Source organism: Salinivirga sp. (genome assembly GCF_055145285.1).
In genome coordinates, this window is sequence record NZ_JBSRDC010000027.1 from 113,047 (window position 1) to 127,433 (window position 14,387).

The 14,387-nt window shown below is 36.4% G+C and carries 12 protein-coding genes; 6 read left to right on the plus strand and 6 right to left on the minus strand.

Annotation, left to right across the window (positions count from 1 at the left end; genetic code table 11):
• Positions 1 to 128: 128 nt before the first annotated feature.
• The 4 genes from ACTB0Y_RS05970 (at position 129) to ACTB0Y_RS05985 (ending at position 6,899) form a co-directional block, all read left to right on the plus strand.
• Complete coding sequence (locus tag ACTB0Y_RS05970) at positions 129 to 419, plus strand: HU family DNA-binding protein (RefSeq protein WP_057954201.1); 291 nt, start codon at positions 129 to 131, stop codon at positions 417 to 419.
• Between the two features lie 197 nt (positions 420 to 616).
• A complete protein-coding gene (locus ACTB0Y_RS05975; RefSeq protein ID WP_463205898.1) occupies positions 617 to 2,167 on the plus strand; it encodes an Rne/Rng family ribonuclease in 1,551 nt (516 codons plus the stop codon).
• 72 nt (positions 2,168 to 2,239) lie between these two features.
• Complete coding sequence (locus tag ACTB0Y_RS05980) at positions 2,240 to 4,249, plus strand: protein-disulfide reductase DsbD family protein (RefSeq protein WP_463205899.1); 2,010 nt, start codon at positions 2,240 to 2,242, stop codon at positions 4,247 to 4,249.
• 139 nt (positions 4,250 to 4,388) lie between these two features.
• On the plus strand, positions 4,389 to 6,899 hold the full coding sequence (locus ACTB0Y_RS05985) for a SpoIIE family protein phosphatase (protein WP_463205900.1): 2,511 nt from the start codon (positions 4,389 to 4,391) through the stop codon (positions 6,897 to 6,899).
• Between the two features lie 59 nt (positions 6,900 to 6,958).
• On the opposite strand, the gene ACTB0Y_RS05990 is transcribed toward ACTB0Y_RS05985, so the two are convergent.
• The 5 genes from ACTB0Y_RS05990 to ACTB0Y_RS06010 form a co-directional block, all read right to left on the minus strand.
• On the minus strand, positions 6,959 to 7,402 hold the full coding sequence (locus ACTB0Y_RS05990) for an SRPBCC family protein (protein WP_463205901.1): 444 nt from the start codon (positions 7,400 to 7,402) through the stop codon (positions 6,959 to 6,961).
• A 238-nt stretch (positions 7,403 to 7,640) separates the two neighbouring features.
• The gene (locus ACTB0Y_RS05995; RefSeq protein ID WP_463205902.1) at positions 7,641 to 8,231 is read right to left on the minus strand and encodes an NAD(P)H-dependent oxidoreductase; all 591 of its coding nucleotides are present in this window, start codon (positions 8,229 to 8,231) and stop codon (positions 7,641 to 7,643) included.
• Between the two features lie 144 nt (positions 8,232 to 8,375).
• Positions 8,376 to 8,693, minus strand: coding sequence for a hypothetical protein (locus tag ACTB0Y_RS06000; protein WP_463205903.1), 318 nt, complete (start codon positions 8,691 to 8,693; stop codon positions 8,376 to 8,378).
• Positions 8,694 to 8,887: 194 nt separating this feature from the next.
• Entirely contained in the window at positions 8,888 to 10,429 is a 1,542-nt protein-coding gene (locus ACTB0Y_RS06005) for a S1C family serine protease (RefSeq protein WP_463205904.1), read from the minus strand.
• 242 nt (positions 10,430 to 10,671) lie between these two features.
• Positions 10,672 to 11,406, minus strand: coding sequence for a hypothetical protein (locus ACTB0Y_RS06010; RefSeq protein ID WP_463205905.1), 735 nt, complete (start codon positions 11,404 to 11,406; stop codon positions 10,672 to 10,674).
• 412 nt (positions 11,407 to 11,818) lie between these two features.
• On the opposite strand from ACTB0Y_RS06010, the gene ACTB0Y_RS06015 reads away from it, so the two are divergent.
• Positions 11,819 to 13,093: a T9SS type A sorting domain-containing protein gene (locus tag ACTB0Y_RS06015; RefSeq protein ID WP_463205906.1), complete on the plus strand. Its 1,275-nt coding sequence runs from the start codon at positions 11,819 to 11,821 to the stop codon at positions 13,091 to 13,093.
• Between the two features lie 88 nt (positions 13,094 to 13,181).
• Positions 13,182 to 13,640, plus strand: coding sequence for a hypothetical protein (locus ACTB0Y_RS06020; RefSeq protein WP_463205907.1), 459 nt, complete (start codon positions 13,182 to 13,184; stop codon positions 13,638 to 13,640).
• 114 nt (positions 13,641 to 13,754) lie between these two features.
• Here ACTB0Y_RS06020 and ACTB0Y_RS06025 read toward each other — a convergent pair whose 3' ends face one another.
• The gene (locus ACTB0Y_RS06025) at positions 13,755 to 14,084 is read right to left on the minus strand and encodes a hypothetical protein (protein ID WP_463205908.1); all 330 of its coding nucleotides are present in this window, start codon (positions 14,082 to 14,084) and stop codon (positions 13,755 to 13,757) included.
• Between the last annotated feature and the right edge of the window lie 303 nt (positions 14,085 to 14,387).

Below are 14,387 nucleotides of genomic sequence, written 5' to 3' on the forward strand. Positions count from 1 at the left end.
AAAAATAAAATTGATAAAAAAAACATAAAAATAAATGGGTATCTTTCTTATTTCGAAATGAAAAGTATATATTTGCAGTCCGTTTAAAATTGAATTAGTAATTAATTGATAATAAAAACGTTTTAGCAATGACGAAAGCAGATATTGTAAACGAAATCTCAAAAAACACCGGGATTGAAAAAGTAACCGTTCAAAAGACGGTAGAAGCGATGATGGAAACCGTTAAAAGTTCCTTAGAAAAAGGTAATAATGTTTACCTAAGAGGCTTTGGTAGTTTCATCGTTAAGAAACGTGCTCAAAAAACTGCGCGCAACATTTCGAAACAGACGACGATTATTATTCCGGAACATTATATTCCGTCGTTTAAACCATCGAAAAGCTTTGTGACGAAGGTGAAAGAAAATGTGAAGGTAAAATAAAAAATTAGGAGTTATGCCAAGCGGAAAAAAGAAAAAAAGACATAAGATGTCAACGCACAAGCGTAAAAAACGTCTTAGAAAAAACAGGCACAAGAAGAAGAAATAATTTATTCCAATATTTTTAGACTACCGGAACCTAAAGGACAATTGTTCTTTAGGTTCTTAGTTTCCACCAAATTTCTTTAAACAAAGGTCTTGTGAGTACTAAGGAGTTAGTTGTAGATGTATCGCAAAGTGAAATTTCCATTGCGCTTTTAGAAGACAAAAAACTGGTTGAATTAAGTAAAGAATCTGCCAATAACCGGTTTTCGGTTGGTGATCTTTATCTTGCCCGGGTAAAAAAAATAATGCCCGGTCTCAATGCAGCCTTTGTGGATGTCGGACATAAACGCGATGCGTTTCTTCATTATCTGGATTTGGGTCCCCAATTCAGATCTTTGGCCAAATATTTACAAATTGCGTTGCAATCAAAGCCATTACCACCGTTAAGTCGATTCAAACGGGAAAAAGACATAGACAAAAATGGTAAAATTGGTGATGTTTTGAAAGGCGGGCAGCAAATAGTAGTTCAAATTGCCAAAGAGCCCATATCAACGAAAGGGCCCAGGCTGACCAGCGAAATATCAATTGCAGGTCGGAACCTGGTTCTTATGCCGTTTTCTGACAAGGTATCTATTTCTCAGAAAATCGACAATAAAGAGGAAAAAGACCGTCTTAAGAACCTGCTTACTTCCATTAGGCCCAAGAACTATGGAGTAATTGTGCGCACCATGGCAGAAAACCAGCGTGTAGCCGAATTAGATGCAGAGCTTAGAGAATTGGTGGAAAAATGGGAAAAATCAATTTTCAAGCTTCGAAAAGCCAGGCCGCCAAAGATGGTACTTGGCGAGGTTAGCCGCACAACAGCCATCCTGCGTGATATTCTCAACGACTCATTTAATCATGTTTACGTCAATGATGCGAATGTGTATAATGAGATAAAAAACTATATCGGAGACATATCACCTGACCAACAAAAAATTGTTAAGCTTTATTCAGGTAAAACCAACATATTTGAAGAATACAGTGTAACCAAACAGATTAAAACCTATTTTGGACGCACCGTGCCTATGAAAAAGGGTGCTTACCTGGTTATAGAGCATACTGAAGCACTACATTCAATAGATGTAAACTCAGGAAACCGGAATAAAGATGCCTCCAACCAGGAAGAAAATGCCATAGATGTAAACATGGTGGCAGCCGAAGAAATTGCACGCCAACTCAGGCTTAGAGATATGGGTGGCATTGTAGTAGTTGACTTTATAGACATGCAAAAAAATGAAAACAAGCAAAAACTGCTTGATTTCATGAAGCAGGAGATGGCAAAAGACCGGGCAAAACATCATATTCTTCCGCTAAGCAAATTCGGGTTGATGCAAATTACCCGGCAAAGAGTAAGGCCGGAAACGAATATTAGTACCATTGAAACCTGCCCGACATGTAAAGGGACTGGTGAAGTTCAACCACCGGTACTCATTGTAGATGAAATACAAGATAAAATCCGCTACGGAAAGCTTAAAAAACCTAAAGGTCGCATTGAACTCAGGGTGCATCCATTTTTACAATCGTACCTTACCAAAGGTATTATCAGCAAAAGATTGAAATGGAGGTTGAAATACAATAAAAAAGTTACCATTAAAGCTGACCAATCTTATACTTTTCTGGAATACAATTTTTTCGATAGCAAGGGCAATATGCTGAATCTTTAATTGCATGGTTTTTGATAGAACACTTTCGTTTTATCATTATATTCACCCATGTAAATTTGAAAATGTTTAGCTATGCGACGAAAAATTGGTAAACTATTACTCCTTGCATTATTTCTACTCCCCACAACAATTTACGCTCAGGTGCTTGAACCTGTAAAATGGAGTTTCAGCAAGAAGCAACTTGAAGAAAATAAATACGAACTTATTTTCAAAGCTGAAATTGAAGAAACCTGGCACTTGTATGATATGTGGCTTCCGGAAGGAAACATTTCGCTGCCAACGGTATTCTCTTTTCAAACCAGCGAAGGTGTTGAACTAATAGATTCCGTTAAACGACAGTCTGAAGTTCTGGAAGAAATGGATGAATTGGCAGGCGTTATGACACGTTATTATGCCAACGAAGCAATCTTCTCTCAAATAATAGAAATCAATAAACCTGATGATTCTGTAAAAGTAAGTGTGGAGTTCATGGTATGTGATGATGAGCAATGCCTACCTCCTACCGAAGAAACACATGAATACACTTTCCAGGCAGATGAAGCACAAGAAGCTCCAGCCGCCACGGGAAGCGATAAATCGTCGCTAATTGGTTTTTTCCTTTTAGCTTTTGCAGGCGGATTACTGGCCATATTAACACCTTGCGTATTTCCCATGATCCCCATGACCGTGAGCTTTTTTATGCACTCAGGAGAAAATAAAGCCAGGGCAAAATTTCAAGCTAGTATTTTTGGTTTTTCCATCATAGCAATATACACAATTGTTGGTACTATAGTGGCCGTCACACTTGGGCCCTCATTTGCTAACTGGCTAAGCACCCACTGGGTACCAAACATTTTATTCTTTATAATATTCTGGTTTTTCGCAGCATCATTCTTTGGAATGTTTGAGCTTACCTTACCCAGCTGGATGGTAAACAAATCTGATAAAAAAGCCGATCAGGGTGGTGTAGGTGGCGCATTTTTTATGGCATTAACTCTTGTATTGGTTTCATTTTCATGTACAGCCCCCATAGTAGGAACTATTTTGGTAGAATCAGCCGGAGGGCAGATACTCAAACCTATAATTGGTATGCTGGGATTTGCATTAGCATTCGCATTGCCATTCAGTTTCTTCGCATTTTTCCCAAGACTACTCAGCAACATGCCCAAGTCCGGCGGTTGGCTCAACTCAGTTAAGGTAGTACTTGGTTTTCTTGAACTGGCCCTGGGTCTTAAATTTTTGTCTGTAGCAGATATGACTTATCACTGGGGTTTATTAGACCGCGATATCTACATTGCTTTATGGATCGTAATTTTCACACTGATGGGATTCTATTTGTTAGGTAAAATCAGATTTGCCAATGACTCCGAAGTAAAACACCTCAGTGTGCCGAGATTATTACTTGTAATTGCCACCTTCACCTTCGTAGTATACATGATTCCCGGATTATGGGGAGCCCCACTCAAAGGACTTTCTGGTTACTTACCACCCATGAAAACCCACGATTTCAATATACAAAAAGTAGTGAGAGACAATGTTAAATTATATTCCGGATCTGCTCAAAACAATAATTCTGAAAATAAAACAGCTAACATGTTTCAGATGAGTGGGAAGTCTTCTGAACAATGCGAAAAACCAAAATATTCAGATTTTCTGGAGTTACCACATGGACTGGAAGGTTATTTCGATTATGAACAAGGGCTGGCATGTGCCAAAGCGCAAAACAAACCGGTTTTTATTGATTTTACAGGACACGGATGTGTAAATTGCCGTGAAATGGAGGCTAATGTTTGGGCAGACCCTAGAGTTCAAAAAATATTGAGAGACGAATATGTAATTATTGCACTTTACGTCGACGACAAGAAGAAATTACCTGAAGAAGACTGGTATACAAGCGAATATGATGATAAGCTAAAAAATACCATCGGTAAAAAATACGCAGACTTCCAGATATCAAGATTTAACGTCAACGCGCAACCCTACTATGTACTACTTGATCACAATGAAGAAATGCTCACTGAACCACGTGCGTATAATTTAGACGTAGAAGCATTTATAGAATTTCTTAAAACAGGTATTAAGAACTTTAAATCAAGAGATTAAGACGCAACACTGAGATGCATCACCCCTATTACTGATGCATCTCAGTTTTTTTATTGGTTCTTTGTGGATTGTTTTGTAGGCCATACAGCGAAAGTTTTATAGATTTGTAAGAGAAATTGCCGGGTAATAAAAATAAACCATGAACCAACTAAAAAAATTGCTTCTTGCAGCATGCCTGATTCTTATTGTTTCACAGGCTACAAAGGCAACTGAAACAGTAAATTTATGGTTGTTGGAAGATAGCATGCACATATATCAACCCAATGACATATTAAAGCAATTTCCATCACGTTTTACCCTTCTCGAATCATCTAACCTGAATTTTGGTCTTAGCACAAAAGAATACTGGTTAGTGGTAGATATCAAAAATAGTAGTACAAAAGAGTACAACGGTCGTTTGGTTGTTGATTATGGATTACTAAAAAACATCGCTTTTTATGAAATAAAAGGCAGAAGTGCCTACGAAATAAAACAGTCCGCCAGCTCACATGCCTATATTTACAATATTGTAGCCAACCCATATGCTAAGAGTCAGTATTTATTACATATTAACAGTGAAGGCACACCTACCGTATTACCAATAAAAATAGACAGGGTTAACAATGTCCTGCGAGATGAACTTTCTGATACCTTCCAATTGGGTAGCTTTTATGGAATTCTGGCTTTTCTTTTCCTCATTGTTCTATTGGTAAACCTGAGATCGAAAGATCATTTTTTCCGGCTCTTGTTTTTTTACGTTTTAACGGCGTTCATATTTTTCTCACTAAGAGATGGTTTTGCTGGTCGACTAAACTTAATAAATAACAGCATTGTAGAGTTTAGGTTAACACTTATTATATTGCCTTTATTGATTCCATTACTTGAACAGTTTTTAAAGAAATATTTCAGGGATCTAACAGTATCTTTCCATAATAAAAACAATACCAAAGTGCTGCATTTGTCTTCTGCAATACTCATCCTTATTTTAATATCAGGTTTACTTCCTTACAAAATTTTATATTTTTTGAGTGAAGCTTATGTATTATTTAGCATTCCTCTTATTGTACAACCTGTTCTAAAAATACAGAATTTCAACAAATTGACAGTTTTGTCTGTTCTCGGGTCCATGGGGCTTCTGTTTGCAGCCTTTACGATTGACCTGCTTCACAAGACAGGCATATTAGCCAACAACCCATTCACAATCAATGTATTAAAAGGAGGGTTTCTATTACATGTAGGCATTTTTATATTAGGTGCTATAGAGCGGTTTCAGGTCATGCGCACACGTGTATCAGAGTTCAACCGGGAGCTGAGTGATTTGGTAAGAGAAAAAACCGCGGAAATCAATCAGCAAAACGAAGAATTAACAGCACAAACCGAACAATTGGAACTCCAAAAAGAAGAACTTGAATCGCAAAAAGAAGAACTTCAAACCCAAAAGGAAATACTGGAGACCCAAAATACAGAACTGGAAAAACTCAATCTGGCAGCTTCCAACACAGAAAATGTAATTTACATTTTTAGTCCGGACGGTAAATTATTGTGGTTCAACGAATCTTTTTCGAGCCAACTGGGAATGTCTTTTAAAGCTTATCAACAAAGCAATAAACAAATCGACATACGCGATATTAGCGCTTATCCTGAAATAAAGTCAGTAGTAGATCGTATTTTAAATAAAAAGGAATCTATCACATACGAAACTCCCGTTACATTAAAGAGCGAAGAATCGTGGTTTCAAACTACATTAACACCCGTACTTGAAGCAGGAGACCTGAAATACATAGTTGCAATAGATACTGATATCTCCAGGCTCAAAAACTATGAAAAGAAAATCATAGAGCAGCAGGAAGATTTTGAAAAACAGAAAGATCTGGCAATCAGACGCCGTAAAGAAGTAGAGCTGCAACAGAGAGAAATTACCGACAGCCTGAATTATGCCCAACGCATACAATCAGCTATTTTGCCCACTGAAAAGAGTATGACCCGCTTTTTCCCTGAAAGCTTTATTTTATTTATCCCCCGGGATATTGTAAGTGGCGATTTTTACTGGTTCCATAGAATTGAGGACAAATACATTTATGTGGTGGTAGACTGCACCGGACACGGTGTGCCAGGCGCTTTTATGTCCATTATTGGTACTTATTTACTCAACAACATCATTATTCAAAATGACGAAACCAGACCGGCAGAAATACTCAAACAACTAAATAGAAAACTTAAAATTTCTCTTAAAAATACAGACCCCGACAATCAGACCAACGATGGTATGGATGTAGCACTGGTAGTAGTAGACAAAGCTAAAAACACGCTGAGTTTTGCAGGAGCCCTTCGCCCCTTATTCTTATTTCAGAATGGCAAATTTGTTCAGCAGAGAGGGGACAAAATCCCCATTACAAGCGCTATTGCAGGCAACACAATGGCCAACTATAATGAGTACAAATACGAAATCAATAAAGGTGATTCCTTCTACTTATTCTCCGATGGTATAGTAGACCAATTTGGCGGCTCACGAAACAAAAAATTCTTAACCAAAAGACTCAAACAAGTAATATTTGATGCTCAGATGTATAAAATGAATGAGCAGAAGAAAATTATTCAAAAATCCATAATGGGCTGGAAAGGAGACAACGCACAAATTGACGATATTTTAATCCTCGGAGTAAAAATATAATCTATCGCGTATTGAGTTCATAAATTTGTGGCAGACTCCAAAAGACTTCTAAACTATAATTATTTGTTTACTTCAGCTTCGGCAAAAGTTTTAAAAGCCTTCAGATTCTCAAGTGTTTGCTTTTTAAATGCACCGGGCATGAACCATCCCAACATTTTCATAAATCCCTTAAACCTGAATTCCTGTTCGGAAGTGTAAAGGGTTTTATCTGCACCAACTTTTTCAAATCGGCTTTCTGCAATGTTGTAAACACCTTTTGCTGTATAACTCACTACAATTTTTTCAGGCAGCTTATTTTCAATTATTTTTTCAATCATTGTAATTTCACGCTTACCCGTTTTAAAATGGTATTTCGCTTTCGCACCTTCCTTTCCATACTCACCTTCTAAAACTACGTAGCTTTCGAGCCCCTCCATCCATTTCGGATATTTCTCCGAATCCATGAATAATTCTACAACTTTTGCTCCTGGTAAATTAATTTCAATCTCGACAGAATACCTCATGTTGCTAAGTTATTTAATAGCACTAAATTAACGTAAAATTGCCTGAATAACAATTTTGTTTTGCCTAAACTCATGTTCACTTTTTGCTATTGACTAAATTTACTCATCAAAGCCACAAAACTAAACCCTGCATAAGCATAAGAATCAATTAATTAAATCCCTAAAGCGATTTGATATTGTGCTTAATTTATAGTTTACCACTCCAGAAATCGAAATCGGGTAGATTAAAGAAACATTGCTAATTTCTGTGTCGCGTACCTTCTTTTTGCCCCAGGACTTTAATCTTATTCAGCCAACGATCGATTTTTTCTGGTTTAGCCAATTTTATTGGTGAAAAAGTAGTGACTTTAACGGGTTTTACTCCACAAAAGTTCAGTATTCCTCTTTTCAGTGAATTTATAGCGGGCCGCTTATACATAAGTCTTGAAAACAATTCGGGTGTATCCATGGTTGCTATAATTCGGGCACTTCTGCCTTTGAGCATTTTATCCCAAAACAAGGATCCTTCACGATATTTGAAAGCAAAACCGGGCAAAAACACACGATCGATAAAACCTTTCAACAAAGCTGGATAAGTTTGCCACCATACCGGAAAAATAAATACCAGATGTGAAGCTTCTTTAATTGATTGCTGAGCCTTTATCAAATCAGGTTCGAGCGGAGTTTCAGCACGATAACCATATTCCAGATTTACCTTAAAACTGAGGTCACGAAGATGAATGAGTTCTACTTCTGCCCCTGCTGCTATTGCCCCCTCATAGTAATATTTTGCCATTGCGTGGCCCAGACTCTCTTTATCTGGATGGCCGTTGATGATAAATATTTTCATAAGAAGTACTAAAGTTTTCTGTAATTATTACATGGGTTTATAAATCCAAACATCATTTTTACCTGTAAACCGTTTGAATAAATATCCCAGAAGTGTAATTTCTTTTGCTATGGATGAATCGGCTTTTGTGATATTCTGGATAACTTACCGACCGCCGGCTCCACGCTCAACAGGTGCTTTGATTTCTACAGAATAGAATGAAAAAATACCAAGCGTACCAAAATAAACAGCAGCATCGAAAAAACGGCGTTTTACAATCTTTTCATAATTGGTTACATCAACCTCATTATCAACATTATGTACCTGCAACTGGTTCCAAAAAAGATATAAATCCTTGCCTTCAACCACAGTTTCGGTCTTTTGCTTCGTGCTATCGTAATCGCCGTGCGTTTCCCGGGTTACCGTACAAGAGAACGTAAAAAACATCAAGAGCACGGAGGTAATCAGAATGCGGTAATTCATATGCGCTAATATTTGGTGTCAAAAATACGAAAAAAATTGAAAAAGCAGAGAATACTTGAAATCAAAACATGGAAAACGGGTGATGCTTTTTCAAGTACTCCACGGCTTTTGTATTCACAAACGGTAAGGTTGCTTTTCGGCTTCAGAATAACCTATCGACTCATTTATTATTAAATAAAGCTATAATGCTTTGGCTATTGCAATGTAATATTTAATTTCTCAAGCGCATCAACAGCAGGAATACCAAATGCAACTCCTTCTACTCCAAATCCTTTTAATTTCGACGATACAACACCAATTACTTCTCCTTTTTTGTTCACCAGCGGGCCACCGCTATTACCACTGTTAATGCTTGCATCGGTTTGTATTAAGGTGGAATTATCCTTAGAACGCATTCCGGAAACAATTCCGCGCGAGATGGTTTGCGATAAGTCCTCAGCAGTTGGTGTTCCAACAGCATAAACCTCAGAAGCAACAGGAATATCTTCAACATCGCTAATATAAAAAGGAAGCAATCCGGAAGCATCGATTTTCAAGAGAGCTAAATCATTTACCTTACTCACTCTCACTATTTTTGCTTCATATTCAGACTGATCATTCAGAACTGCTGTCAAATCACTTTCATCAGAGACAACATGATAGTTTGTAATGATGTAACCATCACTGCTGATTATAAAACCACTACCAAATCCATCTTTTGACTTTATTGTAAGTGTTGATTTTATTGATTCAGATAAGTCAGATACATTTTCAGAAGATCTGGCTATAATTATTTTATCAAATGCCTTCTCTTTTTCTATCTCAGTTGTGTCATTTAAATAAAAATTCATTTTATCTGATTTAAAAAATTCGATAAGGCCGGTCTCTATAACATCCTTCATCGTATTTTTTATTACCCTGTCCTTCTTTTCGTAATCTGTTATAGCAAATTGTCCGGAACTGGTTTTAGTGGTTTGGGTGTAAATAGGCTTTTTATAATAATCCAATACCTCCCATTTTATTTCCAAATCAATGTAAATCATTCCTCCAAATTTGGCATAATATCGATTTGCAATATGATGGATGGTATAATCTTTTATAGTGGCATTCAGTAAAAGGTTATTGGAGTAACTTCTGGTTAAGACATTACCCGTGGTATCGATATACCCTTTCTCTTTTAAAAGATCATTTAATACATTGGAAAAAACTGTATTTTCAAGTTCTATTTCTTCTTCTACATCACTTGCTTCTGCACTCATTTTATTATCCTTTCTGATGTAATTTCTATATGTGGGGAAATACCTGTTTTTTACGTTGTTTTTATCCAGTTTTATGCTTACTTTATTAACCATTATATCTTTGGCGTCAGCTGTCTTTTCAGTTATTGCTGGCGTTTTTTCATAATTAATTATTTCCTTATCATAATTCCATGATTTTACACCTTTATCATAGAACGGGGGGTACAATAAAATGCCAAAAGGCACCCATGACAATATATGCAAAGGTGATTTCTTATATTGCATTATCACAATATGCTCATCCTTATACCCTTCTGATTCTATTGTGATCTGTTTTGGCTTTAAATCTCTTCTGAATAAATAAGCCCCTTTCTTCATTTCAGGCTTTTCACCATCTATCAGAATCTCATCTCCGTTTTGCTTGTTGATTGGAATCTTTTGATATTTTCCGTTTAGAATGCTAGCGCAATTCGAGAACAACATTGACGCGGTCACCAGGAGTAATAAAACTTTTTTCATTGTATTAATTATGATGTGGGTTAGTATTTTGTTTTAAAGAAAGCCAAAAATTCACAATTACCAAAATATTGATAAAATACTGTTTGCCAGAAATATAAAATTCAAATTTTTTAAAAAAACAACAACGAAAAACAGCTAGGTATCAGCTTTTAACAAACATACCAACCATTTTTAATGAGCAAATTTTTCTTCTTAAACATTCATTATCCAGAAGTAACAATCCCGATCTCACCAGAATTGAATTATAAATCTCGGGGACTAAGCATCATCTTTTTAATGGCTTCTGAACGGGTAAAGTTTGAAACACAATCATAACAATGGTAATTTTTCCTTATCGGCGGAAACGGGGCAAAAATCAACAGAGACAAGATAAGGTAAGGGAAATCCCATTTTCGGTCAATAGCGTACCCAAAACTCACATTAACAGATTTGCAATTGGGGCAGCTTACAACTTTACCAGAACTACCCGGATTGTTGTAATGTTCAACAACCTCCTTGCTCAGGTAATATTCAGGAGGGCGCCTCCGCAAATATTTAATTACGCTGCGATCGAAATCAAACAATTCGTAAAAAAACTGTTTCCAGGTAAAACTAAGCTTGTTTTGCTTCAGTTCGAGGTATTCTTTTTCTGTTTCAGCTATGAATTTCAAGTCTTCTTTTGATAGTTTCTTAGTAACAAACTTCTCAGGATTAGATATCAAATTAGGATGGCTACGTAATTTGGTTTTTGCATCCAATACCTCATTTTCTATTTGAATGGCTTTTTCAAACTCAGTCTGAAGGTGGTACGCTCCTATCTCATCGACCAACGTCTCCTGATCAATTAATTGAATAACCTTTTGGGCTTTTGCAAACTCCTTTTTTGGCACTTTAAGTTTCACTCCTCCAATAGCACCAGCCCTGAATGGATGTACCCAGGCAAAATACTCATCAAAAACGAAACAAGTAATACCGTCAGTCTCCAGCCTCCCTTTCATAATATAACAATCTATCGGCGAATTGCTAGAAAATAAAGTTAATAAACTACTCATCAATAAGCATATATTTCAGAAAAGTAAAAGTAATTATTAATTCATGAACTATGAATTATTTTTCTCAAATGAAAAGACAGCTTTCCCGTAAAAGTGACAATTGCACACTTGACATTTTTCGGCATTTACAATACTGAATAACAAAATCAGTGATAAGGTTAAAAATTGTGTAAACTTTCTCATATTTTTCATTTTATAAAATTTTGTCACAAGAAACCCAAAATACAAGCATCGAAAAATAGGTGCTTACCCTCAAATAACAAATTATCGACACGTTCACAATTTGTTAACTATTGATTAACAGGGAAAAACACAACAATCCATAACTTTGTAGATGAACCCCAAAAATTAAAGTATTATGAAAAAAGTTTTACTTTTTACCATTACAATTTTATTTGCCTTGACACTCATGGCACAAAAAAGTTTACCAGAAATGTTTCATGGTTCAAACAATCGACCAAAAACAGGAATTTTCAAAGCAAATGCCCAGCAAGGCATGGTTAAAATGGATAGCATGGTGCAGATGCTCGATTTAGGTGATGGCTTTCAGGAATTTTATATTGCGAGTTTTACCTATAACGACAACGGGCTACTCACGCAAAACATTGAATACCAAGCTGATTGGGAAACCGGAGAAATGCTTCCTGACTACAATTACAACTATTTTTATGATGGTGAAAACAGAATAGCCGAGCTTAACTATGAATGGGATACCACAACAAACGACTGGCAGTATGATGATAGCACCTACTACACCTATACCGGCGGACTAATTACACAAGAAGACTTTTTCTGGTACGACGAAGCCAACAGTGAGTGGGACCACGATTTCATCACCTATTATTACTACACAGCAAGTATGTTGGATTCTGTTTTAGAAACACAATGGACCGGTAGCGGTTATGACCCAAGTGAAATTACAAAGTATACCTATAATGGTGATAACGTAGCTGAGGAAATTGTGCAATATTGGGATGGATCCCAGTGGATTAATGACGATAAAATAGTTTATACGTGGGATGGTGAGCAATTATCAGAGTATATCGAAATGTTCTACAACACTGAATCTTCGCAATGGGTAAATAACTACAAATGTACTTACACCTGGGAAGCCAACAGCAACCTGAACGAACAAATTGATTATGAATGGGATGCAGAATTATCGCAGTGGGAAGAATTAAGCAAATTAGATGGCGTATACGATAATACAGTAGCAAGAGAAGATATGGTTTTACCCTTCAATGAAGGTGAAGAAGGAAATCCTCTGTTATTCTTCGCTCATAAAGTAGACAGCGTAACCATTTACCAGGTCGACACAGTCCAAAATTGGGTTCCTTTTGCTAAAATGAGTTTCCACTATTCCAACTTTGTGGGCATTTTTGAAACACAGGAAAATGCTTTTAGTCAATTGAGTATCTATCCCAACCCGGCAAAAAACCAAATCACAATAAAATCACCTTTTGATGAGCCAGTAAATGCAGATATTTGTGATGCATCGGGCCGCATTGTCAATAGTTTTTACCTGACCGATACCAACACAATAAACATAGAAGACTTATCTCCGGGAATGTATTTCATTAATGTTCGAAATACGACAAAAGCAATTAAAGCGCAAAAATTTATCGTGCAATAAAGAAAGATACTTCAAAAACAGGCTGTCCAATACCCGGACAGCCTTTTTTTATGTACTTTAGTTCAGATAACTTTCAAAAAATAATGCATTGAATTTGAAAATTGTAATTCGCACTTATTTCCTGACAATCATTGCTTGTCTTGTATTTCCTACAAACATGGCAGGTCAAAAAACGATGGACTTTCTATACACCGGGGTAGAATACAGTTATGGAGGAATCCTGCGGCATAGCAAAGAATTACCAGGCATTGGAAGTAAAAGAATAAACGGATTTACAATCACCCTGGGTCAATTACATACTTCAAAAGAAAAATGGGAACAATGTTTTTGTTATCCCTTACTTGGCACCGGACTGGCTGCATATGATTTTGGAGATACAAAAGTACTGGGTAAAAGCATAAACCCTTTTCTCTATGCTGCACCATATATCAACCCAAAAGGCAAGTTCCGAGTAATTCCCCGTGGTGGAGCAGGTTTCTCTTATGTTTCAAAGACCTTTGATGCAGAGAAAAACCCTGAAAACATATTTTTGTGGGTTTGGGCCTAAAAGCTCACCGCAATGTTGCCCATCTGATGTTAATTAATGCAAGCATTAGCATATAAAAACAAAAAATGCTTCCCTACTTATGTAAAGAAGCATTTGCAGTATATTCGAAAACACCTACATTGGTTGTTTAATATTAACTATTACCTTGTCCTTCCAAACCACAATTACGTCACTATCAATTAAACCATGCTTAATATTGACCAGATACTCTACTTTTGCACCCTCTTTTTTAACCTCTTTTACTGTAGGTTCTTTTAATTCATATAAATCCAGTGGCATTTCCTGTGCACTGTAACCATATTTTCCTGCAGCATCAATCATTGATCCAGTGGCAGAAATCTCATCCATAAAACTCTGCATTTCTGGCGAAACCATAGGGCCTCCCGAACAGTTAAAAGTAATAGCTGCAATAATCAGCATAAAATAATAAACAAATTTTTTCATAAGTGCAGTTTTAGTTAGTTATTGTTTCGTTACAAAATCACTGTAAAATACAAAATAATCCATACAATTAAAAAAGAACAGCTAATAAATTTAACATTTCATTAAACCTTTTTAACCATATGGGTTACTTACATACAAAAATGTTTATTTCACTCACCTATAGCAAGTTATTTATTATTTAATGGGGTATCTGATCATCTCCCGTAAAGTTTTATCTTTACGAAATGAAATATCCGGCAGATCAAATGGAATTTGAAGAAATGTTTAAATCGGAGCAAGCCTGTATTGATTACTTGGTATCAT

Coding starts and splice junctions, on each gene's coding strand:
- ACTB0Y_RS05970 (WP_057954201.1), top strand. CDS start 129: ATGACGAAAGCAGATATTGTAAACGAAATCTCAAAAAACACCGGGATT.
- ACTB0Y_RS05980 (WP_463205899.1), top strand. CDS start 2,240: ATGCGACGAAAAATTGGTAAACTATTACTCCTTGCATTATTTCTACTC.
- ACTB0Y_RS05985 (WP_463205900.1), top strand. CDS start 4,389: ATGAACCAACTAAAAAAATTGCTTCTTGCAGCATGCCTGATTCTTATT.
- ACTB0Y_RS05990 (WP_463205901.1), bottom strand. CDS start 7,402: ATGAGGTATTCTGTCGAGATTGAAATTAATTTACCAGGAGCAAAAGTT.
- ACTB0Y_RS05995 (WP_463205902.1), bottom strand. CDS start 8,231: ATGAAAATATTTATCATCAACGGCCATCCAGATAAAGAGAGTCTGGGC.
- ACTB0Y_RS06000 (WP_463205903.1), bottom strand. CDS start 8,693: ATGAATTACCGCATTCTGATTACCTCCGTGCTCTTGATGTTTTTTACG.
- ACTB0Y_RS06005 (WP_463205904.1), bottom strand. CDS start 10,429: ATGAAAAAAGTTTTATTACTCCTGGTGACCGCGTCAATGTTGTTCTCG.
- ACTB0Y_RS06010 (WP_463205905.1), bottom strand. CDS start 11,406: ATGAAAGGGAGGCTGGAGACTGACGGTATTACTTGTTTCGTTTTTGAT.
- ACTB0Y_RS06015 (WP_463205906.1), top strand. CDS start 11,819: ATGAAAAAAGTTTTACTTTTTACCATTACAATTTTATTTGCCTTGACA.
- ACTB0Y_RS06025 (WP_463205908.1), bottom strand. CDS start 14,084: ATGAAAAAATTTGTTTATTATTTTATGCTGATTATTGCAGCTATTACT.